Raw genomic sequence first — 25715 nt, forward strand, 5'->3', positions numbered from 1 at the left:
ACTAGATGGGGAGAGAAGTTTGACTGTTTAAATTATAGCTGATATTGACTTTATGGGTTAAAACAGCACTTCGGACAGTTTCAGAGTTTCCACATGGGGCTAGAAACCCGGTTTCTACGAGTTTTGCGTTTAGTAACGAGAAATATACGAAGAAACCGGGTTTCTGAGGTCGCGAGTGCGATCAATATTTTGTGAATGGCTCATTACAAGCGGGAATCTCCCACTGTTCTATTCTACAACTCGCGATGCGTAAATTCCCGAGCATCTTTCCCCACATAACTCGCGGCAATATGGCCATCTCCAACAACTCGATACTTATAGGTAATCAAACCCTCTAAACCAACCGGGCCGCGAGGTGGCATTTGCTGCGTACTAATCCCCACTTCTGCGCCGAAACCGTAGCGGAAACCGTCAGCAAATCTCGTCGAACAATTGTGATAAACTCCGGCTGCATCGACTTGATTTAAAAATGTTTCGGCGGCTTCGCTGTCTTCGGTAACAATGACATCTGTATGTCTGGAACCGTAGGTATTGATGTGGTTAATTGCTTCTTCCACAGAGTCTACTATTTTGATTGACAAAATCAAATCGCTGTATTCTGTAGACCAATCCGCTTCATTTGCTTCGGCAATATCTAAGATGGCGCGAGTTGCTTCGTCTCCCCGTAATTCGACTTTTTTATCCTGCAAAGCTTGGGCGACGGCGGGCAGGAAATCCTGGGCTATATCACTGTGAACTAACAAAGTTTCAATGGCATTACAGGCGGCGGGATATTGAGTTTTGGCATCGACGGAAATCTCTACGGCTTTCTGAATGTCCGCTGCTTTGTCTGCGTATAAATGACAAATGCCGTCGGCGTGTCCTAATACAGGAATCCGGGTATTTTCCTGTACGAACCGCACGAAGGAATTAGAACCTCTGGGAATAATTAAATCTACGTATTCATCCATTTTCAGCAGTTCGATTGTTTCTTCCCGCGTGGTGAGCAACTGCACTGCTGCGGGATTTACCGCTGTTTCTGCTAATGCTTGATGGATGACTTTTGTCAAGATTTCGCAGGAACGGACTGCTTCTTTTCCGCCTTTGAGAATTACGCCGTTTCCCGATTTGATTGCTAAGGATACTATCTGAATTAAGGCTTCTGGGCGCGCTTCAAAAATAATCCCTAAAACGCCTAAAGGACAGGTAACGCGCTTCAGAGTTAATCCTGTGTCTAATTCGCGGTGGATTTGCACGGCACCGATCGGGTCTGGGAGTTTGGCGACATCTCGCACGCCGGCGATCGCACTTTGCAACTTACTCTCGTCTAACTTTAGGCGATCGTACAACGGTTTCGCAATCCCATCCGCCTCCGCCGCCTTACAATCAGCAGCATTCGCTGCCAAAATCTCCGGCGCAGCAGCTTTTAAAGCTTTAGCAATCGCTTCAATGGCTTGATTTTTGGCATCGGCGGACAAAACTGCCAATTTCCTAGCAGAGGCGCGCGTTTTTTGGGCAATTTCAATAATCGACATGGCTTTTATTCAGTTGAAAGTTGACAGTTGACAGTTGACAGTTGGTAGGGGCGGTGCCCCCGTGCCCGCCCTCATTGACAGTTGACAGATTTTCAGTTGATAGTTGACAGATGACAGTTGATAGTTGACAGTTGCCTCTATCTGGAAGGAAGAGGATTAAAGTGACCAACAGTCTGATTTTAATTTCTCCTTACAAGCGGGAGGCTTGAACCCTATTCTTTATGGTAACTGTTAAATAGTTTTGATTTGTTTAGTTTTGAGGTGGGAATAGAATTATCGCAAATAAATAAGTTGGGCGGGCGGTTTTCAATCTTAACAATTTAACGGAAATTATATATTTTTGTTGAGACCACTTACCGCGCTCCGAAATGACAGATTAAAACAGTGAAGTATAGATAAATTCCCACGGTAATTACCTTTTGTCAATAACCTTAGGAGAATATTATGTCATCTCAAGCGCCTTTACGCAAGGCAGGGCGATCGCCCAAAGCCGGCATTAAACTCATACAGAAGACTGGCGGAAATCTCGTTTTAGCTTCCGGTGTTACTATCATCATGCTATGTGGTATGGTGTTAGCGCTATCCTTAGCATCAATTTTGATTCTCAGCGGCCCCGATCCAGTGACCGGATTGGCGATCGCACTTCCGATCACTCTGATTTTTAACATTGCCGCTTTTTTCCTATCGCCTTACTTGATGGACTTAACCCAAAATTGGCTCTACAATACTCGCTGGGTTTCCCTAGCAGAAATTGACAGTCTGAGTCCAGAAACGGCGAAGGTTATTCAGAAGGTTTGCAAACAGAAAAACCTCAAACAGCCGCGGTTAGGAATTATCGACGATCAAAACCCCACTGCTTTTACCTACGGTTCCTTTCCTAACAGCGCTCGCTTAGTCGTCAGTCAAGGTATTTTCACCTATTTAGACGATGATGAAATTGCCACTGTTTACGCCCACGAACTCGGTCACATCGTCCACTGGGACTTTGCCGTAATGACTTTAGCTTCTACTTTGGTACAAATTACTTATCTAATTTATACCTTTGCTAGGCGCATGGGTCGCAGCGGAGGCGAAAAAGCTAAAGATGCTGCCGGTACTGTAGCTGCTGTTGCTTATGTATTTTACATCGCTGGTACTTATTTGTTGCTATATCTGTCACGGACGCGAGAATATTTTGCTGACCATTTTGCCGCTGAAACTACCGGGAACCCCAACGCTTTATCCCGTGCTTTGGTAAAGATTGCTTACGGTATTTTGGAAGAAGGACAAAGAGCAACGGAACCCAGCCACTTGTTAGAAGGAACTCGCGCTTTAGGCATTTATGATGCGAAAGCTGCGGCATCTAGCGGTACTGCTTACCGGATTTCGTCGGAACCGGAAAAAATTGGGCGAGTGTTTCTGTGGGATATCTTTAATCCTTGGGGTTGGTGGATGGAGTTGAATTCGACTCACCCGCTGACTGGTAAGCGAGTTCGCGCTTTGAGCACCTACGCCGAACAATTAGGCTTGGATATTGAGTTTGACATGGGGCGGATTGTCGGCGAAGGTCACAATTTGAGCAAGCGCAAATTGTACGGAAATTTCTTTGTCGATTTGCTGCTTTACAGTGCGGAAACTTTGGGCTTAGCTGTCGGTTTTGCGATCGGCATTTCGCTGTATGTTGCAAATCCGATGATGATGCTGGCTTGTCCTTTAATCGGTTTGGGCGTGGGAATTTTGCTCAAAGCTTTGGTGATGTTCCCGAATTACGCACAAGCAGAAGAGTTGGATGTTTTAACCTTAATGTCTGACCCCTATGCTAGTCCTTTGCGCGGTCAACCGGCGAAACTCCAAGGCGAATTAATTGGTCGCGGTGATGCGGGTTATGCGTTTGGTTCCGATTTGAAATTGCAAGATCGATCGGGAATGATTTATCTGCGCTATGCTTCTCGTTTTGGGCCGATTGGTAATTTCTTGTTTGGGATGAAACGGGTTAAAAGTTTGATTGGTATGGATGTTAGCGCTTTGGGTTGGTTCCGCCGAGGTGTTGCACCTTGGATGGATTTGATTAAGCTTGAAAGCGATAGCGGTACGACTGTTAGCAGCTATCACCGCTTTTGGTCTTTTGTGATGGGACTCGGCGCGATCGCGATCGGTATTGCATCTCTATTCGTGTCATTTCCAGCTTAAGATTTGAAAGGACTGAAGTCCGAACGATCAAACCAGGTTCGATCGTTCGGACTTCAGTCATCTTAAGTCAGGGTTAAGGACTACAGCATTAGTGTCAACTTAAGCAATATATGTAAGAAAGGGCGAGATCCCTTTCTTTCGCTGGGGCGATTCATGAAGAGGGATAGCTAAGCTTCACGCCCCTGTGTGCAATCATCGCCTTTTGAAATGGTGGAAATGGATAAAATTGTAAGTGGGAAAAGAGGTTGGGGTGACACGAGTGTTAACTGAATATGTAGGAAAGGGCGATCGCGCTTTCTGTTGGTGGGGCGATCGCATTGAAAAGACTGTGCAGTCTCTCTTCATTTCTGTATTGGGTAAACCTCAAAAGCTAACTCATGACGAAAAAAACAGACATTAAACTCCGCAAAAAAGTTGAGGTGTCCGAGGATTACAGGCGCGTCTGTCGATAGACTCCAAGCAAATGCAAGTAAAATCGGCGAAAATTGAGCAACTGTACCCGAAATCACCAATCCTCGTGCCTCGCTGCTAGCCAAATTCCCGCTCAACTGAATAGGAACTGTTTGTTCTTCCCATATTGCCCCTAGTTGTATACCAATCTCATAGGGTAGGACATTGACACTCGCGCCTGTATCCAACAATGCCATTACTTCTACAGAGTTGCTGCCGTTAGAGAGTGTGATGGGCAAATATGGGAGAATGCTCGATCGACCGAGGGTATCAATTCGTTCTGTAAATGCAAATCTTTGACCATTAAGCATTGGCTGATTCCTGGGCGGCAACTAGAAGTCCTGATAATGCTTTCAGTCCTTCACTATCCGCCTGTGGAGACCAGATAGTGGCAGGGGTTGATGCTAGTTGATTCAGGAGTAAATTTTTTGAATCACTATCTTCAGCAGACTCTAGGCTACACCCTTCTTCCTTGGCAACTGCAAGTAGAAGAAAGTGAATGAGTCGCAGTTTATCAAGATGAGAGAGTTGGCTAACTGTGGGTAAAAGTTCGCTGAGAGGCATATCGTTTGTTTAAGATGATACGTCTAGTTTAGTCTCCTTTCCTTACGTTCTAAGGATAATCGCCCTTTTGTCTGCTAGGGCGATCGCCCTACGGGATAGCTACGCTTCACGCCCTCCGCGCAATCATGGCACTTTGAAATGGTGGAAATGGATAAAATTGTAAGTGGGAAAAGAGGTTGGGGTGACACGAGTGTTAACTGAATATGTAGGAAAGGGCGATCGCGCAACTCTTCCATTGCATTGAGACGAGTCTGCTGTGAGGATACTTGTGAGCGATCGAGATAAATATGATAATATTAAGAAACGAACAATAAATTTGTGACAAGAGTGTGAAAGAGTGATTCCAGAATTCGATGAAAACGGCAATCTACCACCAGGAGTTCATGTTTGTGAATGGGAGGAGTTTAATGAAAAATTTGGTACAAATTATAAAAGAGAACGGATGATAGAAGGATTGCTACTGGCAATGACTCAATTAAAAGAATCAGGCTGTAGGACTATTTATATTAATGGTAGTTTTGTGACCAGCGAACCAGAACCTAACGATTTTGATGCTTGTTACGATCGCGAAACTGTAGACATGAATCATCTGAGAGTTAATGCTCCTAGATTGTTCAATTATGCCGATCGGAATGCCCAAAAAGCCAAGTATAGAGGGGAGATTTTTCCCTCCGACCAACCTGTAGGTAATTACGGCGATAATTCTTTTGAGTTTTTTCAAAAGGATAGAAATAAAAACAAGAAAGGAATCATAGCTATAGATATAATGAGGTGGGAACCATGATTAAAGATGAATTTCAGTATGAAGTCAGTAAGGAATGGGTAGCAAAGTTCACAAAAACTCTAGCAGCGATGGAGCGGGATGAAGAAGCAAAAAGAAAAGATTTTCTGAAATGGGATGCAGGGCGAGGTGCTGTGCAGTGTCACGTAGATAAGTTAGAAGCAGAAATAGCGGAATATGAAAGATTGATGAATTGTGACAAAAGTCAGTCAATTAAAATTACCGTTGAAAATTTAACAGAGTTGCCATTTGCTTTGATAAAAGCTCGGATGGCAGCCAAAATCACGCAGCAAGAACTAGCCGAAATTATAGGAATTGACCAGGAGCGAATTACGCAGTGTGAGGATAAGAATTATCAATGTGCTAGTTTTGTGGAAATTCTTGAAGTTAGCGCGGCTTTGGGTGTGGAGTTTAAAACTGCTGTGATGGAGGTGGATTTTGGGGAAATAGAAATTGGCAAAAAAATTGCGGAAAAACGACTCAAAAAAAGAATGAAGATGGCAAGTAAAGTATCTTAAACAAACGCTCTTGATTGTGGAGGGCGATCGCTGTTGTTTGAAAAGAAGAAGAGGGGCGATCGCCCTTTTTTTGCTGGGGCGATCGCTCATGAGAACAAACAAAGGGCGATCGCCCTACGGAATGGCTACGCTTCACGCCCTCTGTGCGATCATCACCCTTTGAAATGGTGGAAATGGCTCGGATTGTCAGTGGAAAGAGAGGTTGGGCGACATGAGGGTTAATGGAATATGTAGGAAAGGGCGATGCCTTCGGCCTGCTTCGCTTGTGCCCGTCAGAGTGAACTATGGGATAAAGTATTGAAAAACTAGCTAACCTATATAATTCGGATTCCTATTTAAAAAATGTCCGAAGTATTGCCCTTAAAACTTTAGTAATAATCTAACAGACATCAAGAAGCAAACAGTAACTACAACTGGTCGAATCAAAGCAACTCCTTTCTCCGTGACCATTTTTGCACCTATGTATGATCCGATGATTTGACCAACAATCATTACCATAGCAACCCCCCAATAAATCTTCCCAAATAGCACAAAATAAACTAACGCTGAAAAATTACTGGTAAAATTGTGTATTTTAGCATTGGCTGTTGCTTTAGATAAACTATAACCACATAAAACAACAAATGCTAGAGCCATAAATGTTCCAGTTCCGGGACCGAAAAAACCGTCATAGAATCCTAAAACAGGGGCGATAAAAGCAGAAAATATTATATATGAAATTCGTGGCTCTCGATCGACATTCTCAACCGTGGGAGACAAAAGAAAGTATAAACCCATTAGGATCAACAAAATTGGTAGAATTGTTTTTAAAACCTCAGAATTAATCTGTAATACCAGCCATCCACCAACAGCCGATCCAATGAATGTCATAAAAATTGATAATTTAATTTTATTCAAATCAAATGATCCTTTCCTTAGAAAATATATGGATGCAACTAAAGTTCCGCTGCTTCCTTGAACTTTGTTGGTTGCTAACGTTACTGCTGGCGGTATACCAACTGTTAACATTGCAGGTATGGTTATTAGTCCGCCACCACCGGCGATCGTATCTACCCAACCAGCAATTATTGCCGCTACAAATAATTTCAATGCAATTTCAATACTAAGTTCCATTTAGATAACTCTCCAAGAAGTTTTTTTTACTATCTCTATATCTGCTTACAACATATTGTCTACAAAGCATTCTTCTAGTATGAGAATAATTACCAATTTGTATATGATATTCAGATTCATCTAGCTCCCCTCTTCCATGTGTAACATTCGTTTGCTGTGAATAGCAAGAATTGGGGATAAATAACACTTTTGAGGAAGTCAGAAGAACTTCATGTACAGGCATTGATTTAACAGCCAATAAAAAATTATTGAATAGATTTTCCTCTTTATTATTGTGTCCTACATAAATCATCCTACCTTCCGCAGCATTAATACAAGTTCCCAAAATATTTCCAGATGAATCCATATTTATGGGGTTTGTTATGTTGCCCACATAACCAGAAATTTCACCGTCAGCCGGCCCTGCTATATGTGCAATAGGCATTTTAGATAAGCATAGTAATTGCTCTTTTGTAAAACCTATATTTTGCATATGCTCTTGTAACTGGCTAGGCATCCCGATATGTGTTTTAGTATTTAAATTTACAATTCCACTCAAAATAGTTGCATCTACTCGTAAATATTTTCTACAAAGTACCTCACTTACAATTGTATCTTCAGTTTTAAGCAATCTCCGTGCAACTGTTTGAATATTTGTATTAAACTTATCAAGTTTTTTTATTAAATCATTTCTTGTACAGAAATCATTGTAAACAGTCGCATCACTATGCTGAAAGAATTTGCCACCACCTGTACTAGCTCCTACTTTTCTCAAAAAATTATCATCCTTCGGAACAGGAGAGATTAGATGAAACCGATTTCCTCCTCCATGTTCTGAAGGGTGAATAGTGCTATCATGATTCATTAATATTATCATACACCAAGAAAACCATTCGGTAAAAAAATATTTTTTCATTCTATCCTTCTCGTCACTCCCATAATTAAAACCTCTCTTACTATTAGTGGAAAGTAATGAATTTGTCGGTTCTTCTGGAGTATTGTCAATTAAAAAAACAGGTATATTTTTCCCCATATTTGCAAGATTTATGAGATATAATAATTTGTATATTTCGACATCTTTATTTGCATAGTAGCTTTTAATTAATAATTCAAGAACTTTATATGCAAAGTCATAAGCAATATTTTCTCTGCAAAAATACGGGTTCTGGTTTGCTAGATTTAACGTTATATACTCAGTTATTCTAGCTTTGATTTCATTGGGAATTTTTATTTCAATAATTACTTTCTCTAGAGTTGGTAGCTCCATAGGTTGTAAGTCAAACATATTATCTATCCTTTCAGTAAGCTTTATAGGTTTAGCATATTTTGTATGTAATCGTTCAACCCCTTATTCAAAAAAATGTAAAGCTGGTTTGTAAGAGATAGAGGTATCCATATAAGGAATATATAAATGAAGAGAAACAGAGTAGTCAGAATTTACATTGAGAATTTCATGAATTCCTAATTTGTTGTTTATGTGTGATATGTCAAATTGTACTATTGTTTTAGAAGAGACTTTTACTAAATCATCTATATTTATTGCTTCAGTTTTTTGATTATTTGAAAATATGTAACGATTTTCGCTTAGCTTTCCATTTAAGCAAACCATTATACATTCTGAATCACCATGATCGTGAATTGCTGATTGTTGGCAATTCATCCAAGATATTAAAATTAGTTCAAATTCATCAGTCCTAATTATTGAGTTTCTCGTATATCCATTTTTTTGAAACTGTATATATGAACTAAAGTCAATATCAGAAAAGCTAGTGTTTTTCATCACATCAAGATAATCATTCAAAACCCAGCATTTTTTGAGTTGTATCAAAAATGAATTCAAGTCTGGATTGTGCATTAGTCAACTATATAAGGCACTACTGTTATCAAATCAATAGCTCCTACTTTACTTGTAAATTAAAGGTTTGTCTAGCCCAAAATGTTATATTTTGTTGGCAGTTTTGTCTGCTACTTCAACTCGCCTTATGTAAAAATGTTGGTAAATGCCAGAAAATGTTGGAAAAAGTTAGGTATAATACTAAAAATCACAATATCTATGATGTTGCATGAATCTTGAGGAAGTGTTAAAAATGGCTGACGATCTGATGTTTGCCAAAACTGGTAAGCACCTCGATGACTTACAAGAGGCGATTTTGCGGGGAAGCATACAAGGTGAGAAATACACCAAAATTGCGGAGGAGATTCACTGTAACGAGAGTTATGTCAGGGATATTGGCTCAAAATTATGGCAAATACTTTCAGAGGAATTAGGCGAAGAGGTCAGGAAGTCCAATTTACGGTCTACAATGGGAAGGTTTATATTTGAAAATGTGTCTAATTTTGAAAATGTAGCAATTAGTAGTTTCAACATTTGTGGAGAAGCTAGACACCCACCAAACATATCAAACTCACACCCACCAAATCAAGAAACATCCCATCAAGATTTAAGCGAGATGCCAGAATTAGGTGCTTTCTTCGATCGCACTCCCGAACTCAAAACCCTCACAACCTCGATTCTACAACAAAACAGCAGCCTCATAGCCCTCACCGGCGGACTCGGCATCGGCAAAACCACACTCGCAGTGCAACTCGTCCAACAAATCAAAGACGAGTTTGAATACGTCATTTGGTGCAACTTCGACACATCCCCCACCCTCCCGGAATTTGAAGCCAACCTAATCCAGTTTTTCTCCCAGTCAGAAAAGCAAGATTCACCTACAACCAACCAGAAAGCATTACCCCTAATAAAATATTTACAAAAACATCGCTGCTTAGTAGTCTTAGATGACATTCACAACCTATTCAGCAGCGGCGAATTAGCAGGAAAATATAAACCGGGATACGAAGAATATCGCTCTTTATTCAAACAAATACAAAAAATATCCCATCAAAGTTGCTTCCTGCTCATCGGTTGGGAACAACCCAGAGAAGTTACTCAAATTAAAAGCCAAAATACACACATTAACACCTTACAACTCAAAGGTTTAGACATCGCAGCCACACGGGAAATACTCAGAGATTATGGATTAGCAGACATCGACAACTACTCAGCACTGATTCAGCGCTACCAAGGCAATCCCCTCTGGTTAAAAAGCGTCGCGACTCTGATGCAAGAGTTGGGCGGATGCGTGACAGAGTTATTACCAGATGATACCATATTGTTGCCGGAAGATTTGAAAGATGTTTTACAGCAGCAGTGCGATCGCCTGTCCGAACTCGAAAAACAAGTCCTCTCCTTATTAGCGAAGGCAAGCGATTCAATTAACCTCACCCAACTGCTAGAAAATAGCCGAATTCCCGCATCGGATTTGGTAAATGCGCTGCAATCTTTATCGCGGCGCTGTTTGATAGAACAACAAGGAAATTTTTACACGATTTCACCTGTACTGAGGCAATATGCGATCGCAACAATGTAATTTAGGTACATAATACCAAATCTGGGTATCATACCCTTTATATAAATTCTCCGTAATTCTCAGAATCCATGCGATTGCGACTCACAGCGAACAATCACAATAAACGGGGTTACAAACCCTGATTTGGTATAAGTTGTAGGTGCGCCACTATCGAAAATCACTAAATAAAGATCGACAATCTCATAGATCCGCACCTTACTATTACTAATTCATAAAAAAAATCCCAAAATCCTGTAGGGGCGGGTTCGCCAACCATTCATGGTAAGAATGAACAATATTATAAACCCGCCCCCGCCCACCAACAATAAAAATGTACTATTAATTTATTGTAAAATGTTGATGTAAACAATGGCGGAGACAGAGGGCGGGTTTATGAGATTGTTTGTGGGTTTCATCGATGGTTGGTGAACCCGCCCCTACCATATTCAGGGTAATCGATCGGACACGAGATAAAATCTAAAATATAAAATCGACTGATGTTCATAGCCCGCTTACACAAATTTCTAACTGCGACTGTGGATGAAAAATCCCGATCGCACACAATATTCTGGTTGATGCTGAGCTTGACATTTGCCGCAGTTTATGGGTTGTTAGCAATCAAGCAAGCTTTCAGCGCCGAGTATGTGGTGCAAGACGATGCGAGACAGCACGTTTTCTGGATGATGCGGTTTGTCGATCGGCAATTATTCCCCAATGATTTCATTGCTAACTACTTTCAATCAGTCGCCCCCACAGGATACAGCACGCTCTACAAAATAGCAGCAACAATCGGAATTCACCCGCTATTTCTTCACAAAATATTACCGCTATTTCTCGGCTTAATTTCCACCTATTACTGTTTTGGGCTTTGCCTAGAAATGCTGCCAGTACCGATGACTGGATTTATCGCATCTTTGCTGTTAAATCAGCATATGTGGATGACTGATGATTTGGCTTCCACAACGCCCAGAGCTTTTATCTATCCGATATTTCTCGGTTTTTTATATTATTTATCGCGGAGTTCGTTGCTGCCCTGTTTGGGAGCGATCGCCCTAATTGGATTATTCTACCCTCCCTACGCCTTAGTTGCTGCCGGAATTTTAGTTTTGCGCCTGCTAAGCTGGGAAAACGGCTGTTTGCGCTTGTCGGGCGATCGCACAAATTACCTATTTTGCAGTACAGGTTTGGGACTAATCTTTTTAGTAATGCTCCCCTATGCCTTAGATAAATCGGAATTTGGCCCGACTTATACCGCAGCCGAAGCCAAGCAAATGCCGGTATTTGCGCCAAACGGCAGAAATGCTTTTTTTCGTCCAAATCCCAAGGATTATTGGCTGACTGGTAGGGGAAGTGGGATGTTTCCCAAGTCGCTGTTTACGCCTGTAACTCACTGTGTCGGGCTGTTTTTGCCGCTGATTTTGCTGTGGAGGCGATCGGCTTTTCCGTTAGCCAGTCGAATTAATAGCAAAATCTGGCTGTTGCTTCAGCTATTTTTAGCATCCTTGACGATGTTTTTGGCTGCTCACGCCACCATTTTTAAGCTGTATCAGCCTGGAAGGTATACTGCGTATAGCTTGCGGTTTATTGTTGTGTTCGTGAGCGCGATCGCCCTGACGTTAATTATCGATGGCGTCGGTAACTGGGCATCAACAACCGAAACAAAATTTAATTTAAAAAAGCTAGTCGCACTAATTACCACAGCCATAATTGCGATCGTAGTTGTGCTTTATCCCTGCTTGGTAGAAGACTTTCCCGATGTCGGGTATGTAGCAGGTGAAATGCCCGCTTTATACAAGTTTTTTCAGCAACAACCAAAAGATATCATGATTGCTTCCATTGCGCCCGAGGCGGACAATTTGCCAACTTTTAGTCAGCGTTCGGTTTTGGTAGCAAAGGAATATGCAGTGCCTTATCAGAAAGGCTACTACAGCGAATTTTTACGACGAATCAATGATTTAATTCGCGCTCAATATACGCCCGATCGCGCTGTATTGCAAAACTTTATTAACAAGTATAAAATTGATTTTTTTATGCTCAATCTCAATGCCTTGACTCTTCAGTACGTCGAGGATTACGGCTGGATCGATGACTTTGATGCCACACCGGAGACGATGCTCGCTCTCAAACAAGGGAAAATTCCCGCGCTAGCTTCGGCAATGACAAGTTGTGCTGTTTTTCAGAATGAACTTGTAGTAGTTTTAAATGCCTCTTGTATTGTGAAAGTGACCAGAAATTAAGTTGTTGAGTGCGAAATATTCAGCAATTAAATCGTAGGATGTGTCGCCTTGAAAAGTTTTGCCACTACTTGAAGATATTGATAGCGACGCACCACACAGCTTAATGCGGTACAAATACAGATTGTAGGGTGTGTCGCTGTGAGAAGAATTGCCACTAATTGAAGAGATTGATGGCGACGCACCACACAGTTTAATGCGGTACAAATACTGATTGTAGGGTGTGTCGCTGTGAGAAGATTTGCCACTAATTGAAGATATTGATAGCGACGCACCACACAGTTTAATGCGGTACAAATACTGATTGTAGGGTGTGTCGCTGTGATAATTGTTGCCACTAATTGAAGATATTGATGGCGACGCACCACACAGTTTAATGCGATCTGAATACAGATTGTAGGGTGTGTCGCTGTGAGAAGATTTGCCACTAATTGAAGATATTGATAGCGACGCACCACACAGTTTAATGCGGTACAAATACTGATTGTAGGGTGTGTCGCTGTGATAATTGTTGCCACTAATTGAAGATATTGATGGCGACGCACCACACAGTTTAATGCGATCTGAATACAGATTGTAGGGTGTGTCGCCTTGAAAAGTTTTGCCACTACTTGAAGATATTGATGGCGACGCACCACACAGCTTAAGGTGCGTCGCTATGGGATTTGTCGGCACTATTTGAGACTATTTGAGGGCGACACACCCTACAGTTTAAGGTGCTGTGAAAAGTTTTGCCACTAATTGAAGATATTGATAGCGACGCACCACACAGTTTAAGGTGCGTCGCTATGGGATTTATCGGCACTATTTGAGACTATTTGAGGGCGACACACCCTACAGTTTAAGGTGCTTTGAGAAGTTTTGCCACTACTTGAAGATATTGATAGCGACGCACCACACAGTTTAAGGTGCGTCGCTATGGGATTTGTCGGCACTATTTGAGACTATTTGAGGGCGACACACCCTACAGTTTAAGGTGCTTTGATAATTGGCCACTACTTGAAGATATTGATGGCGATGCACCACTGATTGTAGGGTGTGTCGCTGTGATAATTCTTGCCACTACTTGAAGATATTGATGGCGACGCACCAAGGATTGTAGGGTGTGTCGCTGTGAGAAGTTTTGCCACTACTTGAAGATATTGATAGCGACGCACCACACAGTTTAAGGTGCGTCGCTATGGGATTTGTCGGCACTATTTGAGACTATTTGAGGGCGACACACCCTACAGTTTAAGGTGCTTTGAGAATTTGCTACTACTTGAAGATATTGATAGCGAGGCACCACACAGTTTAAGGTGCGTCGCTATGGGATTTGTCCGCACTATTTGAGACTATTTGAGGGCGACACACCCTACAGTTTAAGGTGCTTTGATAATTCTTGCCACTACTTGAAGATATTGATAGCGAGGCACCACACAGTTTAAGGTGCGTCGCTATGGGATTTGTCCGCACTATTTGAGACTATTTGAGGGCGACACACCCTACAGTTTAAGGTGCTTTGATAATTCTTGCCACTACTTGAAGATATTGATAGCGAGGCACCACACAGTTTAAGGTGCGTCGCTATGGGATTTGTCCGCACTATTTGAGACTATTTGAGGGCGACACACCCTACAGTTTAAGGTGCTTTGATAATTCTTGCCACTAATTGAAGATATTGATGGCGACGCACCACACAGTTTAAGGTGCGTCGCTATGGGATTTGTCGGCACTATTTGAGACTATTTGAGGGCGACACACCCTACAGTTTAAGGTGCTTTGATAATTCTTGCCACTACTTGAAGATATTGATGGCGATGCACCAATGATTGTAGGGTGTGTCGCTGTGAGAAGTTTTGCCAATAATTGAAGATATTGATAGCGACGCACCACACAGTTTAAGTGGGTTTTGTAAAATTAAAAAATACTACTTGAAGATATTGATGGCGACGCAGCACACAGTTTAAGTAAGTAATCGGACTACCGAATAGGGGCAATCCCCCTGCTGGTTATCGCTACTGAGGGGCGATGTTGCGGATATCCAGCAATTCAATCATCTGTAACACCAAAGCTGAATATATATCCGGTGTCAGCTTAGTAGAGAATGAAAAGTGCACAAAAGCTCGATCGCCAATTATCCATACAGCAAAAACATGGCAACACTCTACGTTAACGCACAAACAGGCAGCAATGGAGCAGTCGGCAGCCAATCTGCTCCCTTCAAAACGATCGCCCGCGCGATCGACTCCGCTGCATCCGGAACAGTTATTCAGCTAGCCGCGGGAACTTACAGCGCAGCCAGCGGCGAACAATTCCCCTTAGAAATTCCCTCAGGAGTCAAAGTGATCGGGAATGAAGCCAACAAAGGAAGCGGCACTCTGATTCAAGGAAGCGGCAAATTTGTCAGTCCCAGCGCTGCGGGTCAAAATATCACTATACTGCTAGCAACTGATGCTGAATTGCGCGGAGTAACTGTCACTAATTTGGATAGTCGCGGCACCGGAGTCTGGATTGAGTCAACTTCTCCCACTGTGGCTAACTGCACTTTCACTCTTTGCAAGCGCGAAGGTATTTTTGCCACAGGTACGGCTAATCCTGGGATTCTCGACAACAGATTTATAGAAAACTCGGCGGCTGGCGCGATCTTTGCTGGCAGTGCTAAAGGCGTAATCCGGCGCAATGTTTTTCAAAATACCGGTTTTGGTATTTCTCTACAAGCTCAATCGGCTCCTTTGATTGTTGACAACCAAATTGTGGCTAATCGCTCTGGTATTGTTTTAACGGGGAGCTCCAAGCCGATGGTGCGGAAGAATCGCATTGAAAAAAATACCGAAGATGGTTTGACTGCGGTGGAAAAATCGCTGCCGGATCTTGGTACGGCTCAAGATTTGGGGGGCAATATTTTTGCCAATAATGGCGAGTTTGATTTGCAAAATGCTACTGCGACTAAGATTTTTGCGCTGGGAAATCAGCTCAATCCTTCGCGGGTAAAAGGTTTATTTGAGTTGGGAAATGTGACGCCGACTCCAACTCCGACTCCGACTCCAACTCCAACTCCGACTCCTGGCGGCGTCAAGTTTAGCGACACCAGCACACATTGGGCTAAGGATTTTATCGATCGCCTCGCTTCCATGAATATTGTTAACGGGTTTCCTGACGGTACTTTTAAACCTGACGCGAGTTTAACTAGAGCTCAGTATGCGGCTTTGCTGGCGAGGGCGTTTGAGTTGGCGCCGCGCCGTGAAGCCACGGTGTTTAAGGATGTGGCGCCGGATTTTTGGGCCCAAAGTGCGATCGTCAAAGCGAATCGAGGTGGGTTTTTGGCTGGATACCCCGACAGCACGTTTCGCCCGGAACAGAATTTGACTAGAACTCAGGCGATCGTATCATTGGTAAACGGCTTGCAGATTACAGGCGGCAATCCTAATTCTTTGAGCGTTTATGCCGATCGAGCTTTGATTCCCAGTTTTGCTACCGACTCCATCGCCACCGCCACAGAGCGCAAAATCGTCGTCAACTATCCCGCGCGAGACAAGCTGTCCCCCGCCCGCGATATCACCCGCGGCGAGATATCCGCCCTCGTTTACCAAACTTTGGTAGCCACAAACCGAGCAGAGCCAATTAACTCTCCCTACATCGTCTAGGCGAATTGCCAGAGGGGGAGCAGAGCTGAGGAGTTTTGATACGGGGCATTGAAACATACAATTTAAATGCCCAACAGCTTACCAATCAGCAACTCGTTTCGGATTTCCCCAATCTCCTCCTCCCCTCTCTCTCCCCTATCCCTCTGGTAAGTCTTGACTTCCGAGTGCCCGAATCGTTTTATGATTAAAAAATTAAGAAATTCAGCAATCTTTAAGGTTCGACTGTCAAATTATGGCTAAAATTCAATTCTCCCGGGGGATGGACGAAGATTCTATACCCGAAGTGCGCCTAACCCGTTCTAAAACCGGAACTCAAGGCACTGCCACGTTTTTGTTTGAAAATCCCAAAGCTCTCAGCAGCACCAGTACCCAAGACATTACTGGAATGTATATGATCGACGATGAAGGCGAACTCCTGACTCGCGAGGTCAAGGCGAAGTTCGTCAACGGTCAGCCTGCGGGTTTGGAAGCTCTTTATCTGATGAGAAGTGCCGAAGAATGGGAGCGTTTTATGCGTTTCATGGAACGCTACTCGGAAGCAAACGGCTTAGGATTTAGCAAGGCATAATAGATAATTGGTAATTGGTAATTCGTAATTGGTAGTAGGTAATTGGTAAGAAAGCCGATCGCCTACTGCCAATTTCCGATTACTTACGACAAGAAACTATGACGCAAATTCCTCACCCCGATTTATCTAAAATAACCGTAAATTGCGCTATCATTACTGTTAGCGATACGCGCTCGGCTGAAACAGATAATAGCGGCTTGTTAACCAAGAAGCTGTTAAAAGATGCCGGTCACTCTGTGGTAGCTTACACTGTTGTTAAAGATGATGCGGCAAAAATTGTATCGCAAATGCAGGCGTTTTCCCAGCGCGAAGATGTGGATACAATCATTTTTAACGGCGGGACGGGTATTTCTCCCCGAGATACTACTTACGATGTGATGGAGAGTTTGCTAGACAGGATTTTACCGGGATTTGGGGAGATATTTCGGTTTTTGAGCTATCAAGAAATTGGTTCGAGGGCGATCGCATCTCGTGCAGTTGCAGGCGTATATAAAGGCAAGTTAGTCTTCTCTCTTCCCGGCTCTAGCAATGGCGTAAGACTAGCTGTGGAAAAGCTAATTTTACCGGAATTAATTCACTTGGTGCAGCAGTTGCGCGGCGGCTGAGGGCAGGCGATCGAGTTTGAAGTCGATCGCCCGCATCCAGCTTTTGTTAATCATGACTTACGCTCAAAACGCGATTGTTAACCGTTGTCCTCCGCCAGGAACGAAGCAATCTCCGTATCTATTTTTCAGAGGTTTTCTCTTTTGGCATCTGGGATCGGAAGCGTATTGATTTATATAGCAACCGCCAAAGCTGTTAAGACATAGATAACCTCATGAATAGAACCAGAAACCCCTCTACCCTTAACGGTTTGATTCCTTTAACAGTCAACAGTCAACAGTCAACAGTCAACCGTCAACAGTCAACCGTCAACAGTCAACCGTCAACAGTCAACAGTCAACCGTCAACCGTCAACCGTCAACCGTCAACAGTCAACAGTCAACCGTCAACCGTCAACCGTCAACTGCTATAGCGTGCCTGCGATCGCTCCTGTGATAAATTTCAGGGTGCCTGCGGTCGATCGACTTCCCAGTATGTCAAAATACATTAGAAATATTGTGTATCGCCAATTTTTGCAATGACGTTGCCTGCCGGATCTCGTTCTCCTGCTTTGTTCCAAACGCTTTCGCTGGTAGCCGATCCGATCGCCTTTTTCGATCGCTATTCTGCCAAATATGGCGATACATTTACCGCCCGCGTACTGGGGCCCGCTTCGCCACCCGTCGTGTTTCTAGGCCGTCCCGAAGCCATTCAGGGCGTGTTTACAACCTTCGCCGATGCCTTTGAATTTGGCAAAGTCACCAACGTATTTCGCCCGCTGGTAGGAAATGAATCCCTAATTATGAACGAAGGGGCGCGACACCTGCGACAGCGACAGCTATTAATGCCCGCGCTACATCGGGAACAGTTGCACAGTCAAGGCGATTTGATTGTGGATTTGACGCGCAAGCAAACGCAGCACTGGAAAACCGCAGACGCGATCGCCGTGCGTCAAGAAATGTCAGAAATTTCGCTGCAAGTAATCCTGCAAGTTGTCTTCGGATTAGTGCCGGGAGAGCGCTATGAACGCCTCAAACACTTGCTGGGGAAACTTTTAGAAGCAATTACCTCAGAACTCTACTCAATCCAATTTTTCTTTGCGCCGTTGCAGCAAAATTTCGGATCTTGGAGTCCGTGGGGGCAGTTTTTGCAGCAAATGGCGCAGATTGACTCGCTGATTTATGCAGAAATTGCCGAGAGGCGATCGCATTCTCTGGATGCGTCTCGCACGGATATTCTGTCAGTATTAATGATGGCGCGCGACGAAGCAGGCGAATCAATTGGCGATCGAGAATTGCGCGATCAGTTGATGACGCTGTTGTTGTTGGGACACGAAACCACTGGATCGGGATTGACTTGGGCATTTTACTGGCTGCATCAATTTCCAGACTGTCTGGCTAAATTGCGCGCCGAATTGGATGAATTGGGCGAAAATCCCGATCCCGTCGCGCTTTCGCAGTCGCCGTATTTAACCGCAGTTTGTAAAGAAGCGCTGCGGGTGTATCCCATCGCCTTAATTTCGCAGCCGCGCAAGGTAAAAAGGGCGATCGAACTTGAAGGCTATACCTATCAACCGGGAACGATTTTAATCCCCTCTGTGTATTTAGCGCACCGCCGCCCTGAAACCTACGAAAATCCGGCCGGGTTTAATCCCGATCGCTTTTTAGATCGCAAGTTTTCCGCCGCTGAATATTTACCTTTTGGGGGCGGGAGTCGAAGCTGCATCGGGATGGCGCTGTCGATGTTTGAGATGAAGCTGGTGTTAGCAACGGTGTTGTCGGCGCGCGAGTTTGTCTCGAATCTCGATCGGCCAATTCGTCCCAGCCGCCGGGGAATCACCTTTGTACCGCCGGAGAAGTTTCGATTAACCGTTGTGGGCGATCGGTTATCTTCCGATATCAAATCCGCAGGATTGACAGCAATAAATCAGGTTCGTAGTGCCGACTTCAGTCGGCAAAAAGCTGCGGACTAAACTCAGCAAAAAGCAAGTTCGTAGTGCCGACTAAAGTCAGCAAAAAGCAGGTTCGTAGTGCCGACTTCAGTCGGCAAAAAGCTGCGGACTAAACTCAGCAAAAAGCAGGTTCGTAGTGCCGACTAAAGTCAGCAAAAAGCAGGTTCGTAGTGCCGACTTCAGTCGGCAAAAAGCTGCGGACTAAACTCAGCAAAAAGCAGGTTCGTAGTGCCGACTTCAGTCGGCAAAAAGCTGCGGACTAAAGCCGGCAAAAAGCTGCGGACTAAAGTCCGCACTACGAACCGTTTGTTTTTGTGATGGTAATCTACCGGATAATATCTAACAACCTGAAGCTGGCATCAAGCGATGAAAATTCCAGCAACTTTGTCTCCATTCATAGTCATCTGTGCCACAAATTCATCTCCACCATCTGCAAAACTCAGCTTCCACAAATAAATCATAGAATCACCTTGTTTTAAATCGCCAAAATAAGTAATTGAATATCCGTTTTGCAGGCGCGAACCGAGTTGTTCGCTAACATCTTCAAACATTTCTTGTGTAATCGCAGCTTTATAGCCAGCATCGCCCACAGTTGTAAAAAGCTCGTAATTTTTCGAGGCTGTAGAATCCAAAATCGTCTGCAAACAATCGATGACGTGTTGAGATGGAGCTGTCGGGTTCATCAAGATATCCTTAATTTCGGGTTTTCTCAGAATCTTCTACCTAAGACCGCTGTCTAACCATTAATTTTACCAGATTGGCGATCGTATCAAATACAGTAGGGACACGGCACTGCCGTATCCTACCCGAGCGCCGTGTCCCACCTAAAATCACCTCAAAACCGCTAAATTGCCTCAGCAACAACAGTCCGGTGTCGGACAGTATTGCAAGTAATCGTCGGCGCAGCAAAACCCGAATCAACCAAAGCCTGCTCGATATCCAACCCAAAATACTGATCCAAATAAGGCTCCGTACTCTTGAGCAAAGTCAAAATATAAGGAGGCATTTTAGCATAAACTTCAGACTGAGGATTCATATCCATAATTGTCAAATGTCCGCCAGCCCGCAACAAACGCCGAGCTTCCAGAAATACTTCTTTAGAAGCTTTCTGTGGCAATTCGTGACAAACTAAACAAATAGAAACCAAATCAAAACTAGCCGCAGGTAAACGAGTAGATTCAGCAGCAGCATGAACCCAACTCGGAGATCTTTGACTAGAAAATTCCGCTTCTCGTTGTTGGGAACGGTATTGAGCAACTGCTAAAAAATAAGGCGACAAATCCACTCCAGTCATCTTGGCTTCCGGGTAAACATCCCCAAGAGCAAACGTACTCATTCCCACACTGCATCCCAAATCCACAATATTTTGCGGCGGTTTACCAATTTGAGCTTTAACGATTTCGTGATAGCTAGCGCGAAGTTTAGCATCACCTTCTGCACCAGCTTCCGGCCAAATTCCCGCATGAACTGCACGGGCTGCAACTTCAACTTCTGTCGCAGCCTCCCAACTCATATTACCTTTTTCGTAAGCGTGGAATGAAGTTAGATAATATTTTGGGTAAACCAGATCGGGATTTTCTACGCTCAGCAATTCTGCATCCCAATTCCGGGCCAAAAGTTCTTGGGCTTCTTCTCGCCAATGCACCCCGATTTTTTCGGCTCTGTTTATCATCATTTCCCGCGCTTGGTGCTTGGCTAGAGCGGCCAAAGGTTTGATGGAGAGTACGCTATTTACTAAACGCGATGCTAATCCCGGAGTTTTGTTAACTGCAACATTCATATTTTATATTTTTCTTTTGGGCGCGATCGATTATAACACACATACATCATTTTTATTGAGTTGAGACAATGAAACTTCATCAGGTTCGTAGTGAGGACTTTAGTCCTTTCTTGGATGCGAACTAAAATCCTCACTACAGGTTCGTAGTGAGGACTTTAGTCCTTTCTTGGATGCGAACTAAAATCCTCACTACAGGTTCGTAGTGAGGACTTTAGTCCTTTCTTGGATGCGAACTAAAATCCTCACTACAGGTTCGTAGTGAGGACTTTAGTCCTTTCTTGGATGCGAACTAAAATCCTCACTACAGGTTCGTAGTGAGGACTTTAGTCCTTTCTTGGATGCGAACTAAAATCCTCACTACAGGTTCGTAGTGAGGACTTTAGTCCTTTCTTGGATGCGAACTAAAATCCTCACTACAGGTTCGTAGTGAGGACTTTAGTCCTTTCTTGGATGCAGACTAAAATCCTCACTACAGGTTCGTAGTGAGGACTTTAGTCCTTTCTTGGATGCAGACTAAAATCCTCACTACAGGTTCGTAGTGAGGACTTTAGTCCTTTCTTGGATGCGGACTAAAGTCCTCACTACAAACCAATCTGAGCATAATCCATTGAGCGAAAATGATATTGCGGGGGAATCGGGAATCGGATTTACCGAAGTTGGAGTATTGGGAAGAACACTATCAAATCTAATTATTTAGGAGTTTGTTGTGAGCAAGTCAATTGTGGAATTGGTTGACAATTTACCGAATTCTGGGATTACTGTGATGATGCTCAAGTCCCTCGATTTTGTGGTTCCGGGGGAGTGGAACAATCTTTCTGGTTTTGACAATACTATTCGATCGCTCACAGGAGAAACCGATCGCGCTTTAGTGCAAAAAATTCGTACCAGGGCGATCGAGCTTTACGCCAACTCCAACGAGCCCTATCAAGGCGCAGTCAAGCTTTACCAGCTTGCAGACAGCGCCGACAGCGCCTTAGGCGCCACCGCTATGGCGAATAAAATCGGCGAAAAAATCGGCTTTCTGTCGTTTATGAGCCGCTTGACTCCCAAGGCTGACACCACTCAAACGATCGACTTATGTGTCAAAGTGGCGATCGAACTCATCGTCTTCTGCAAACTCAACAAAATTTCCCTTGACAACGTGGGAAGCTTTACAAATTACTTATCAGAATACAAGAGCGAATCTCTGATGCGGATGGCCGCATTAGTATGCGTTGACGGTTTAATTCCCCTCGGCCCGGACTTCCTCAGAGTAGCGCAAAACACCCTAGGCGGCTTAAATCCTTCAGCCTTTCAGCAAAACTCAACATTCCAAAACATCAGCAACCTAATTCCCGGCGCCAGCAATGCACAAAAATTCGGATTTGTGACAACAACATTCGCCTCAGCCCAAGGTTGGATGAACAATTTAGTGCAGTCTCGCGGCTTAACTCCCGCCACAGTTTTAGGTAATCTCAAGCAATACGTTGATGTTACCGATGATAAATTGGATTATGTCGCCGCATTTTTGGACATGACTACCAATTATTACGAGCATACCGGAATTCAGACAGTTGCTCGCCAATTGATCGATCGCGCTTACGCCCAAACATTATTCGCCCCAATGTAACCTGCTGCAATGAATCAAATGCGAGGAGCTATTTCACGCACCTCGCATCCCCAGGATTGCTTATTATACCTATTACAAAAATAGCTGGACAGGCAAGATGCCTGTCCCACAAAATTTATTTGTTCTTGTGGGATGGGCATCCTGCCCGTCCCCAAAAAAAAATATTTATTGTTGTGGGATGGGCCGAAGAGCCCGTCCCAAAATTAGAGCAACCCACTAGCAATTTAAGTTAAAAAATCAAGCAAAAACAACAGTACGATTGCCATAAACTAAAACACGATTTTGTAAATGATATCGCACCGCCCTTGCTAAAACAACCCTTTCTAAATCTTTACCTTTGCGAACTAAATCCGACACTTCATCGCGGTGACTCACGCGCACAACATCTTGCTCAATAATCGGGCCAGCATCTAAATCAGGCGTCACATAATGGGCTGTGCCACCAATAATTTTTACTCCTCTTTCATAAGCCCTTTCGTAGGGATTAGCCCCCACAAAAGCGGGTAAAAACGAATGGTGAATATTAATCACATCAGGAAAAGTTTTCATAAAATCTTGACTCAAAATTTGCATATATTTCGCCAAAACTACCAAATCAATTTTATGATTTTTCAGAATTTATAACTGTTGTCCTTCTTGACTAGCTTTATTGTCTTTATTAATCGGGATGTACTCAAAATCAATCCCGTATTGGGCAGCAATAGGCTTTAATTTTTGATGATTACTAATAATCAGGGGAATTTCCCCCCGAAATTCTTGAGAACGTTGCCGCCAAATCAAGTCTAACAAACAATGATATTGACGGCTGACCCAGAGCGCAATCCGTCTAATTTTATGGGAAAAATGCAATTGCCAATTCGCTTGCAAATCCTTGGCAAGTTCACTAAAAGCAGGCGTGATTTCTTCGGTTGTTAAGTCAAAACCGTCTAATTGCCATTCCAGCCGACTTAAAAATAATCCCGCGGTAAAATCAGTATGGTGGTCGGCGTGGATAATATTGCCATTATGGGAGGCGATAAAATTAGCAAGTAAGGCGACAACTCCTTTGCGATCGGCACAGGAAATTAAAAGGGTTGCTGTAGGGCTAGTCATGGTAGAATAGCAGTTGACTGTTGACTGTTGACAGTATACGATAATCAAACCATTTATACTATGGGTTCTCGACTCTATTTATCAGGTTATTTATATCTGATACCAAATCCGGGTATAATACCCTCTTTATACTAAGAGTATAAAGTAGGGTGAGTCGCCACCAACAATTCCAGCTATTGAAAACAATTCAGTAGCGACGCACCACGACCATCATCAAGGGGGTCAATAACCAGGATTTTATGATTACGGTAATCAGAAATAGCAAAAACCTGCTGATTAACCAATCATTTGAACGTTTTGGTTTCTTCAATTAGAAATTTGATAAATGGTTTTACTCCGATCGCACGGATGGAAACATCGACCGCTACTAAACCTATTGTAGCAGCCAGCGTGACTGCGATCAGCCAAGTTTTTAAGCCTCCAGGGGTTTGATTAATTAAAGTACATATTGTCTGAAAAGGTTTAAGAATGCCCTCGAATTCTTCGATGATTTTTTGGAATTTAGCAAGATCCCGATCGTAGGCTTCAAAGTTCCGTAGGTCTTGCTCTTGTTGTACCTCTAGGCGAATGAGTCTTTCTTTTAAGTCCTCCAAGCCTTCCAATTCTTCTACGAGCCTTTTGTTTTTGTTGAACATGGTGGTTCCCTCTAAAACTTACAACGATAATAGCGAGTCTTTAAATGAATCGGCAATTTTTGAGAAGGGATTATGTAGATAAAAATAGATGTCATAACTCAAGAGACGATCGATAGCTCTCAAGTAGAAATTAGTAGAAACTGGTAGAATTAAGTGGTTTGGGACTTGCCAAACTTCTGAAGTATGGATAAACTAATATTATCCTCCATCAAAGATAAAGCTAATGAAATTACCCAGGTATGAAGACCATGAAAAAGACTTTCTTGAAGCAATGGCAACGAAATTTTGCTTGACTGGCAAAACTCGGATAGTATTTTTGCACCGATTCTGCGAAAAAAATGCAGAATTGAATGATAAGACTTTAGCTGATGAATGGCAAGGTGAATTACTAGAGGGAACTAAAAAGCCAGACAAAGATCCGGCTGCTATTAAAAAAAGTGTAGATGCGGCAGCTATTATTTTGCGCGATCGCTTACAGGTAATTTGCGACAAGCTGCAAGATGAAGGGTGCGACTTTGGGGAAACTAAAAAAGGTCGCTGGAAAATAGGTAAAGCATGGTTACAAAAAGTTAAGTTTATTGAATGGGCAAAAGAACAGCGATTAATTAAACCGCTTACTATCGAAGAATATTGGAACGAATTAAAAACGAAAGCTAAAAAACTCCAGCCCGCGACAGATAAAGAAATGCAATCTGAGTTAGTTGTGGAAAAATGGGAACCACAATTAGGAAATATGGGTGCACGAACGAATATCAAACGTCAACAAATTCCGGTTAATAGCGATTTAACTTATCGGGTGATTTCTCCCCAATTCGGACATTTAATCTTATTTGAACGGGAACCTAACGGCACGATTGTTTGTTTATGTCCTTCGGAATTTGCCCCCTCATCCTACCATGCAGGGAAAGAGACGAAGTTACCCCATTCTGACTCTGAGTATGAATTTTTTGGCTCGGATGAGCTAGGATGGGAACAACTGATTGCGGTGATTACGCCTGAGTTACCGCCGTTTCAGTGGTTGGAAGATAGTGGCCAGGAAGCCTTAGAAGTCGATCGAGAGCATTTAGCAGAAATTTTGGACTATGTGAATAGTCAACCTAACGCTGAGGTGTTATATACTGAATATTTGGTTGTTGCTGCTTAAATTTAGAGGTGAGG

Annotated in this window: 23 protein-coding genes and 1 pseudogene; 13 read left to right on the forward strand and 11 right to left on the reverse strand. The window is 43.2% G+C overall.

What is annotated here, in order from left to right; all coding sequences use genetic code 11:
• Window positions 1-233 precede the first annotated feature (233 nt).
• The gene (locus tag QZW47_RS24290; RefSeq protein ID WP_293132791.1) at window positions 234-1514 is read right to left on the reverse strand and encodes a glutamate-5-semialdehyde dehydrogenase; all 1281 of its coding nucleotides are present in this window, start codon (window positions 1512-1514) and stop codon (window positions 234-236) included.
• A gap of 444 nt (window positions 1515-1958) precedes the next feature.
• On the opposite strand from QZW47_RS24290, the gene QZW47_RS24295 reads away from it, so the two are divergent.
• Window positions 1959-3683 carry a zinc metalloprotease HtpX gene (locus QZW47_RS24295; RefSeq protein WP_293132794.1) on the forward strand — a complete coding sequence of 575 codons (1725 nt, stop codon included), beginning with the start codon at window positions 1959-1961 and terminating at the stop codon, window positions 3681-3683.
• A 341-nt stretch (window positions 3684-4024) separates the two neighbouring features.
• On the opposite strand, the gene QZW47_RS24300 is transcribed toward QZW47_RS24295, so the two are convergent.
• Together QZW47_RS24300 and QZW47_RS24305 are read right to left on the reverse strand one after the other, a co-directional pair.
• A complete protein-coding gene (locus QZW47_RS24300; protein ID WP_293132797.1) occupies window positions 4025-4444 on the reverse strand; it encodes a hypothetical protein in 420 nt (139 codons plus the stop codon).
• Window positions 4437-4697, reverse strand: a complete 261-nt coding sequence (locus QZW47_RS24305; RefSeq protein WP_293132800.1) for a hypothetical protein — start codon at window positions 4695-4697, stop codon at window positions 4437-4439. Before QZW47_RS24305 ends, QZW47_RS24300 begins: the two co-directional genes overlap by 8 nt.
• 337 nt (window positions 4698-5034) lie before the next feature.
• Here QZW47_RS24305 and QZW47_RS24310 point away from each other — a divergent pair, with 337 nt between their 5' ends.
• The 3 genes from QZW47_RS24310 to QZW47_RS24320 are packed head-to-tail and all read left to right on the forward strand — an operon-like array spanning window position 5035 to window position 6218.
• Window positions 5035-5481, forward strand: coding sequence for a hypothetical protein (locus QZW47_RS24310; RefSeq protein ID WP_293132803.1), 447 nt, complete (start codon window positions 5035-5037; stop codon window positions 5479-5481).
• Window positions 5478-5996, forward strand: coding sequence for a helix-turn-helix transcriptional regulator (locus QZW47_RS24315; RefSeq protein WP_293132806.1), 519 nt, complete (start codon window positions 5478-5480; stop codon window positions 5994-5996). Before QZW47_RS24310 ends, QZW47_RS24315 begins: the two co-directional genes overlap by 4 nt.
• Window positions 5997-6029: 33 nt before the next feature.
• Window positions 6030-6218, forward strand: a complete 189-nt coding sequence (locus QZW47_RS24320; protein ID WP_293132808.1) for a hypothetical protein — start codon at window positions 6030-6032, stop codon at window positions 6216-6218.
• A 138-nt stretch (window positions 6219-6356) separates the two neighbouring features.
• Here the strand turns inward: QZW47_RS24320 and QZW47_RS24325 are convergent, their stop codons facing one another.
• The 3 genes from QZW47_RS24325 to QZW47_RS24335 form a co-directional block, all read right to left on the reverse strand.
• On the reverse strand, window positions 6357-7109 hold the full coding sequence (locus QZW47_RS24325; protein ID WP_293132810.1) for a TSUP family transporter: 753 nt from the start codon (window positions 7107-7109) through the stop codon (window positions 6357-6359).
• Window positions 7099-8373 (reverse strand): hypothetical protein, encoded by a 1275-nt coding sequence (locus QZW47_RS24330; protein ID WP_293132812.1) that lies wholly within the window; start codon window positions 8371-8373, stop codon window positions 7099-7101. The genes QZW47_RS24325 and QZW47_RS24330 overlap by 11 nt, the downstream gene beginning before the upstream one ends.
• Window positions 8374-8436: 63 nt before the next feature.
• On the reverse strand, window positions 8437-8889 hold the full coding sequence (locus tag QZW47_RS24335) for a cysteine dioxygenase family protein (RefSeq protein ID WP_293132815.1): 453 nt from the start codon (window positions 8887-8889) through the stop codon (window positions 8437-8439).
• A 262-nt stretch (window positions 8890-9151) separates the two neighbouring features.
• Between QZW47_RS24335 and QZW47_RS24340 the strand changes: the two genes are divergently transcribed.
• Both QZW47_RS24340 and QZW47_RS24345 read left to right on the forward strand, forming a co-directional pair.
• Entirely contained in the window at window positions 9152-10501 is a 1350-nt protein-coding gene (locus QZW47_RS24340) for an NB-ARC domain-containing protein (RefSeq protein WP_293132818.1), read from the forward strand.
• Window positions 10502-10977: 476 nt separating this feature from the next.
• Complete coding sequence (locus tag QZW47_RS24345; protein ID WP_293132821.1) at window positions 10978-12717, forward strand: hypothetical protein; 1740 nt, start codon at window positions 10978-10980, stop codon at window positions 12715-12717.
• Here the strand turns inward: QZW47_RS24345 and QZW47_RS24350 are convergent.
• Window positions 12679-13389: a hypothetical protein gene (locus QZW47_RS24350; RefSeq protein WP_293132824.1), complete on the reverse strand. Its 711-nt coding sequence runs from the start codon at window positions 13387-13389 to the stop codon at window positions 12679-12681. The two genes, QZW47_RS24345 and QZW47_RS24350, sit on opposite strands and share 39 nt — an antisense overlap.
• 1418 nt (window positions 13390-14807) lie before the next feature.
• Between QZW47_RS24350 and QZW47_RS24355 the strand changes: the two genes are divergently transcribed.
• The 5 genes from QZW47_RS24355 to QZW47_RS24375 all read left to right on the forward strand — a co-directional run bounded on the left by QZW47_RS24355 (window position 14808) and on the right by QZW47_RS24375 (window position 19462).
• On the forward strand, window positions 14808-16340 hold the full coding sequence (locus QZW47_RS24355; RefSeq protein ID WP_293132827.1) for a DUF1565 domain-containing protein: 1533 nt from the start codon (window positions 14808-14810) through the stop codon (window positions 16338-16340).
• A 232-nt stretch (window positions 16341-16572) separates the two neighbouring features.
• Entirely contained in the window at window positions 16573-16908 is a 336-nt protein-coding gene (psb28, locus tag QZW47_RS24360) for a photosystem II reaction center protein Psb28 (protein ID WP_293132830.1), read from the forward strand.
• Between the two features lie 98 nt (window positions 16909-17006).
• The gene (locus QZW47_RS24365; protein ID WP_293132832.1) at window positions 17007-17513 is read left to right on the forward strand and encodes a MogA/MoaB family molybdenum cofactor biosynthesis protein; all 507 of its coding nucleotides are present in this window, start codon (window positions 17007-17009) and stop codon (window positions 17511-17513) included.
• A 212-nt stretch (window positions 17514-17725) separates the two neighbouring features.
• A complete protein-coding gene (locus QZW47_RS24370; protein ID WP_293132835.1) occupies window positions 17726-17923 on the forward strand; it encodes a restriction endonuclease in 198 nt (65 codons plus the stop codon).
• Window positions 17924-18028: 105 nt separating this feature from the next.
• Window positions 18029-19462 (forward strand): cytochrome P450, encoded by a 1434-nt coding sequence (locus tag QZW47_RS24375; RefSeq protein WP_293132838.1) that lies wholly within the window; start codon window positions 18029-18031, stop codon window positions 19460-19462.
• Between the two features lie 338 nt (window positions 19463-19800).
• Here the strand turns inward: QZW47_RS24375 and QZW47_RS24380 are convergent, their stop codons facing one another.
• Both QZW47_RS24380 and QZW47_RS24385 read right to left on the reverse strand, forming a co-directional pair.
• Window positions 19801-20124 carry a hypothetical protein gene (locus QZW47_RS24380; RefSeq protein ID WP_293132841.1) on the reverse strand — a complete coding sequence of 108 codons (324 nt, stop codon included), beginning with the start codon at window positions 20122-20124 and terminating at the stop codon, window positions 19801-19803.
• 161 nt (window positions 20125-20285) lie between these two features.
• Window positions 20286-21221: a class I SAM-dependent methyltransferase gene (locus tag QZW47_RS24385; protein ID WP_293132844.1), complete on the reverse strand. Its 936-nt coding sequence runs from the start codon at window positions 21219-21221 to the stop codon at window positions 20286-20288.
• Between the two features lie 706 nt (window positions 21222-21927).
• Between QZW47_RS24385 and QZW47_RS24390 the strand changes: the two genes are divergently transcribed.
• Window positions 21928-22830 carry a hypothetical protein gene (locus QZW47_RS24390; protein ID WP_293132847.1) on the forward strand — a complete coding sequence of 301 codons (903 nt, stop codon included), beginning with the start codon at window positions 21928-21930 and terminating at the stop codon, window positions 22828-22830.
• Between the two features lie 237 nt (window positions 22831-23067).
• Here QZW47_RS24390 and purU read toward each other — a convergent pair.
• Window positions 23068-23922 (reverse strand): annotated as a pseudogene (gene purU, locus QZW47_RS24395) (formyltetrahydrofolate deformylase).
• Between the two features lie 284 nt (window positions 23923-24206).
• Window positions 24207-24557, reverse strand: coding sequence for a hypothetical protein (locus QZW47_RS24400; RefSeq protein WP_293132850.1), 351 nt, complete (start codon window positions 24555-24557; stop codon window positions 24207-24209).
• Between the two features lie 223 nt (window positions 24558-24780).
• Here QZW47_RS24400 and QZW47_RS24405 point away from each other — a divergent pair, with 223 nt between their 5' ends.
• Entirely contained in the window at window positions 24781-25701 is a 921-nt protein-coding gene (locus QZW47_RS24405) for a DUF4384 domain-containing protein (protein ID WP_293132855.1), read from the forward strand.
• The last annotated feature ends 14 nt before the right edge of the window (window positions 25702-25715 follow it).

This window comes from Microcoleus sp. bin38.metabat.b11b12b14.051 (assembly GCF_013299165.1).
Taxonomy (GTDB): Bacteria; Cyanobacteriota; Cyanobacteriia; order Cyanobacteriales; family Microcoleaceae; genus Microcoleus.

Bases quoted from the DNA above. Each gene is read 5' to 3' on its own strand.
- QZW47_RS24300 (WP_293132797.1), bottom strand. From the start codon at position 4,444: ATGCTTAATGGTCAAAGATTTGCATTTACAGAACGAATTGATACCCTC.
- QZW47_RS24330 (WP_293132812.1), bottom strand. From the start codon at position 8,373: ATGTTTGACTTACAACCTATGGAGCTACCAACTCTAGAGAAAGTAATT.
- QZW47_RS24405 (WP_293132855.1), top strand. From the start codon at position 24,781: ATGAAATTACCCAGGTATGAAGACCATGAAAAAGACTTTCTTGAAGCA.
- QZW47_RS24380 (WP_293132841.1), bottom strand. From the start codon at position 20,124: ATGAACCCGACAGCTCCATCTCAACACGTCATCGATTGTTTGCAGACG.
- QZW47_RS24305 (WP_293132800.1), bottom strand. From the start codon at position 4,697: ATGCCTCTCAGCGAACTTTTACCCACAGTTAGCCAACTCTCTCATCTT.
- psb28 (WP_293132830.1), top strand. From the start codon at position 16,573: ATGGCTAAAATTCAATTCTCCCGGGGGATGGACGAAGATTCTATACCC.
- QZW47_RS24370 (WP_293132835.1), top strand. From the start codon at position 17,726: ATGAATAGAACCAGAAACCCCTCTACCCTTAACGGTTTGATTCCTTTA.
- QZW47_RS24340 (WP_293132818.1), top strand. From the start codon at position 9,152: ATGAATCTTGAGGAAGTGTTAAAAATGGCTGACGATCTGATGTTTGCC.
- QZW47_RS24385 (WP_293132844.1), bottom strand. From the start codon at position 21,221: ATGAATGTTGCAGTTAACAAAACTCCGGGATTAGCATCGCGTTTAGTA.
- QZW47_RS24315 (WP_293132806.1), top strand. From the start codon at position 5,478: ATGATTAAAGATGAATTTCAGTATGAAGTCAGTAAGGAATGGGTAGCA.
- QZW47_RS24375 (WP_293132838.1), top strand. From the start codon at position 18,029: ATGACGTTGCCTGCCGGATCTCGTTCTCCTGCTTTGTTCCAAACGCTT.
- QZW47_RS24290 (WP_293132791.1), bottom strand. From the start codon at position 1,514: ATGTCGATTATTGAAATTGCCCAAAAAACGCGCGCCTCTGCTAGGAAA.
- QZW47_RS24345 (WP_293132821.1), top strand. From the start codon at position 10,978: ATGTTCATAGCCCGCTTACACAAATTTCTAACTGCGACTGTGGATGAA.
- QZW47_RS24325 (WP_293132810.1), bottom strand. From the start codon at position 7,109: ATGGAACTTAGTATTGAAATTGCATTGAAATTATTTGTAGCGGCAATA.
- QZW47_RS24295 (WP_293132794.1), top strand. From the start codon at position 1,959: ATGTCATCTCAAGCGCCTTTACGCAAGGCAGGGCGATCGCCCAAAGCC.
- QZW47_RS24400 (WP_293132850.1), bottom strand. From the start codon at position 24,557: ATGTTCAACAAAAACAAAAGGCTCGTAGAAGAATTGGAAGGCTTGGAG.
- QZW47_RS24365 (WP_293132832.1), top strand. From the start codon at position 17,007: ATGACGCAAATTCCTCACCCCGATTTATCTAAAATAACCGTAAATTGC.